Consider the following 3567-nt stretch of genomic DNA (forward strand, 5'->3'; position numbering starts at 1 on the left):
CTCCGGCTCGGTCAACGTGTCGACCTGTGCGTCGTTCGTGGTCGCCGGCTGCGGCGTCACCGTCGCCAAGCACGGCAACCGCGCTCTGTCGTCGAAATCCGGCGCCGCCGACGTGCTCGCCGCACTCGGCGTCAAGATCGACATCACGCCCGAGCAGGTCGGCCGCTGCGTCAACGAAGCCGGCATCGGCTTCATGTTCGCGCCGACGCATCATCCGGCGATGAAGAACGTCGGCCCGACCCGGGTCGAACTGGCGACCCGCACCATCTTCAATCTGCTCGGACCGCTGTCCAACCCGGCCGGCGTCAAGCGGCAGATGATCGGCGTGTTCTCGCGGCAATGGGTGCAGCCGCTGGCGCAGGTGCTGAAGAATCTCGGCGCCGAGGCCGTCTGGGTCGTGCACGGCTCCGACGGCCTCGACGAAATCACGCTGTCCGGCACCACCGCGGTGGCCCAGCTGAAGAACGGCGAGATCACCAGCTTCGAGATCAGCCCCGAGGACGCCGGCCTGCCCCGCGCGCCGGCCGACGCACTGAAGGGCGGCGACGCCCAGGCCAATGCGGTGGCGCTGCGCGCGGTGCTGGAAGGCATGCCGGGCCCATACCGCGACGTCGCCCTGCTCAACGCGGCCGCGACGCTGGTCGTCGCCGGTAAGGCCCGAGACCTCAAGGAAGGCGTCGCGCTCGGCACCCAATCGATCGACAGCGGCGCCGCCGAAGCGCGGCTGAAGAAGCTGATCGCGGTCTCCGCGGCGGCCTGAAGTACCAGTTGCCGTCATGCCCGGGCTTGTCCCGGGCATCCACGCCTTGGGGGCGGCGCAACGGTGAAGGCATGGATGGCCGGGACAAGCCCGGCCATGACGAGAAGACTAAGCGACTTGATCATAGCAACGTAGGTGGCATCGCCGTGTCCGATATCCTGACCAAGATCGAAGCCTATAAGCGCGAGGAGATCGCCGCCGCCAAGCGCGAGCATCCGTTGGCTGCGATCGAGGCGATCGCCCGCGAAGCTTCGCCGCCGCGCGGCTTCGTCAAGGCGCTGCGCGCCAAGCAGGCGGCCGGCAACTATGGGCTGATTGCCGAGATCAAGAAGGCCTCACCCTCGAAGGGCCTGATCCGCGCCGACTTCGATCCGCCGGCGCTGGCCCGCGCCTACGAGGCCGGCGGCGCAGCCTGCCTGTCGGTGCTGACCGATACGCCGTCATTCCAGGGCAGCCTCGATTATCTCGTTGCCGCGCGCGCCGCGGTGTCATTGCCGGCGCTGCGCAAGGACTTCATGTACGACACCTATCAGGTGGTCGAGGCCCGCGCCCACGGCGCCGATTGCATCCTGATCATCATGGCGGCGCTCGACGACGCCGCCGCCAAGGACATCGAGGACGCCGCGTTCGACCTCGGCATGGACGTGCTGCTCGAAGTCCACAATGCGCCCGAACTGGAGCGCGCGCTGAAGCTGCGGTCGCCGATGGTCGGCGTCAACAACCGCAACCTGCGTACCTTCGAAGTCACGCTGGCGACCAGCGAGGCGCTGGCGCCGCTGATCCCGAACGATCGCCTGATGGTCGGCGAAAGCGGCATCTTCACGCCGGCCGATCTCGCCCGCCTCGCCCACGTCGGGATGTCGACCTTCCTGGTCGGCGAAAGCCTGATGCGGCAGCAGGACGTCACCGCCGCCACCCGCGCGCTGCTGGCGCGTCAAACGACGCCGCAGCAGACCGGGACTAATTAGTGACAATCCCTGCGCCACGCCTCGGCCTTCACCCTCCCCTTGAGGGGGAGGGTCGGCACGGGGCGCGTATCGCGCGGCCCGTGACGGGGTGGGGTGACAGCCTCTCGATCACGACGAGCCGCGCCGCAAAGGCGTCACGCGCGGCCTCACCCCACCCCGGACGGCTGCGCCGTCCGACCCTCCCCCTCCAGGGGAGGGTGAACGCGTGCTGCGATCGCTCTCTCCTCCTCATTGCGAGGCCTTCCCGTGGCTAAAAAGTCCACCACGCGCGCCGCAACCACCCCCGCCCTCACCCACATCGGCGCCAGCGGCGAGGCGCGGATGGTGGACGTCTCGGAGAAACCGGCCACCGAACGCGTCGCAGTCGCGGAAGGCCGCGTGGTGATGAAGAAAGCGACGCTGGAGCTGATCCTCAGCGGCGACGCCAAGAAGGGTGACGTGCTCGGCACCGCGCGCGTCGCCGGCATCATGGCGGCCAAGCGCACCGCCGAATTGATCCCGCTGTGCCATCCGCTGGCGCTGTCGAAGGTCACGCTCGACATCACGCCGGATGCCAAGCTGCCCGGCTGCATCGTCCGCGCCACCGTCAAGGTCACCGGCCCGACCGGCGTCGAAATGGAAGCGCTGACCGCCGTGTCGGTGGCGTGCCTGACGATCTACGACATGATCAAGGCGGCCGAACGCGGCGTCCGGATCGAAGGCATCCATCTGATCGCCAAGACAGGCGGCAAGTCCGGCGACTACGTCGCGAGCGCGAGCCGAAAATAGGCTAACATCGGCGGGCTCTCGAACGTCAGGTTGCCCGATGCCCGACCTCGCCTCTCCCTCCGACAGCATCTCCGGCCTCAGCGAGCGCGAGGCTGCGGAACGGCTCGCCAGCGAGGGCTACAACGAGCTGCCAAGCCCTGATCGCCGCACCCTGCTCGGCATCGTGTTCGAGGTGGTGCGCGAGCCGATGCTGGCGCTGCTGCTCGGCGGCGGCGTCGTCTACATGGCGCTCGGCGATCTCAAGGAAGCGATCATCCTGCTAATCTTCGCCACCCTGTCGGTGGTGATCACGGTGGTGCAGGAAGCGCGCACCGAGCGCGTGCTCGAGACGCTGCGCGATCTCACCAGCCCGCGCGCGCTTGTGATCCGCGACGGTGTCCGCAAACGCATTGCGGGACGCGAAGTGGCGCGCGGCGACGTCATCGTACTATCCGAGGGCGATCGCATCGCCGCCGACTCGGTGCTGCTGCAGGCCGACGATCTGCTCGTCGACGAGTCGCTGCTGACCGGCGAGTCGGTGCCGGTCCGCAAGCTCAGCCGGGACGAAGCCGACACCACCGCGTCGCATCGTCCCGGCGGCGACGATCAGCCCAATGTGTATTCCGGCTCGCTGGTGGTGCGCGGCGGCGGCCTTGCCGAAGTGACCGCCACGGGCGCACGCAGCGAGATCGGCAAGATCGGTCAGGCACTCGGCTCGATGCAGACCGAAGCACCACGGCTGCAGCAGCAGACCCGCGCGCTGGTCCGCACCTTCGGCATCATCGCCGCGGCATTCACCGCGTTGGTCGTGATCCTCTACGGCGCATTGCGCGACGGCTGGCTCGACGCGGTGCTGGCCGGCATCACCGTCGGCATGTCGATGCTGCCGGAAGAATTCCCGGTGGTACTGACGGTGTTCATGGCAATGGGCGCCTGGCGGATCTCGCAGGCCCGGGTGCTGACCCGGCGCGCTGCCGCGATCGAGGCGCTCGGCTCCGCCACCGTGCTGTGTACCGACAAGACCGGAACGCTGACCGAGAACCGGATGTCGGTTGCCGAACTGCGGCTTCCTTCCGGCGCGGTGTTCCGGCC

At 68.5% G+C, this 3567-nt stretch carries 4 protein-coding genes; all 4 read left to right on the forward strand.

All coding sequences use genetic code 11. The features are described from left to right. A partial coding sequence (gene trpD, locus DYI24_RS23350) for an anthranilate phosphoribosyltransferase (RefSeq protein WP_164574027.1) occupies positions 1-760 on the forward strand: 760 nt, incomplete at its 5' end. A gap of 146 nt (positions 761-906) precedes the next feature. Then, the gene (gene trpC, locus DYI24_RS23355) at positions 907-1728 is read left to right on the forward strand and encodes an indole-3-glycerol phosphate synthase TrpC (protein ID WP_164574028.1); all 822 of its coding nucleotides are present in this window, start codon (positions 907-909) and stop codon (positions 1726-1728) included. 246 nt (positions 1729-1974) lie between these two features. Continuing rightward, positions 1975-2496: a cyclic pyranopterin monophosphate synthase MoaC gene (moaC, locus tag DYI24_RS23360; protein ID WP_164574029.1), complete on the forward strand. Its 522-nt coding sequence runs from the start codon at positions 1975-1977 to the stop codon at positions 2494-2496. Between the two features lie 37 nt (positions 2497-2533). After that, positions 2534-3567, forward strand: a 1034-nt coding sequence (locus tag DYI24_RS23365; RefSeq protein ID WP_164574030.1) for an HAD-IC family P-type ATPase, incomplete at its 3' end; no start/stop codon positions are given.

It is taken from the genome of Rhodopseudomonas sp. BR0C11 (genome assembly GCF_010820945.1).
GTDB lineage: Bacteria > Pseudomonadota > Alphaproteobacteria > Rhizobiales > Xanthobacteraceae > Rhodopseudomonas > Rhodopseudomonas palustris_H.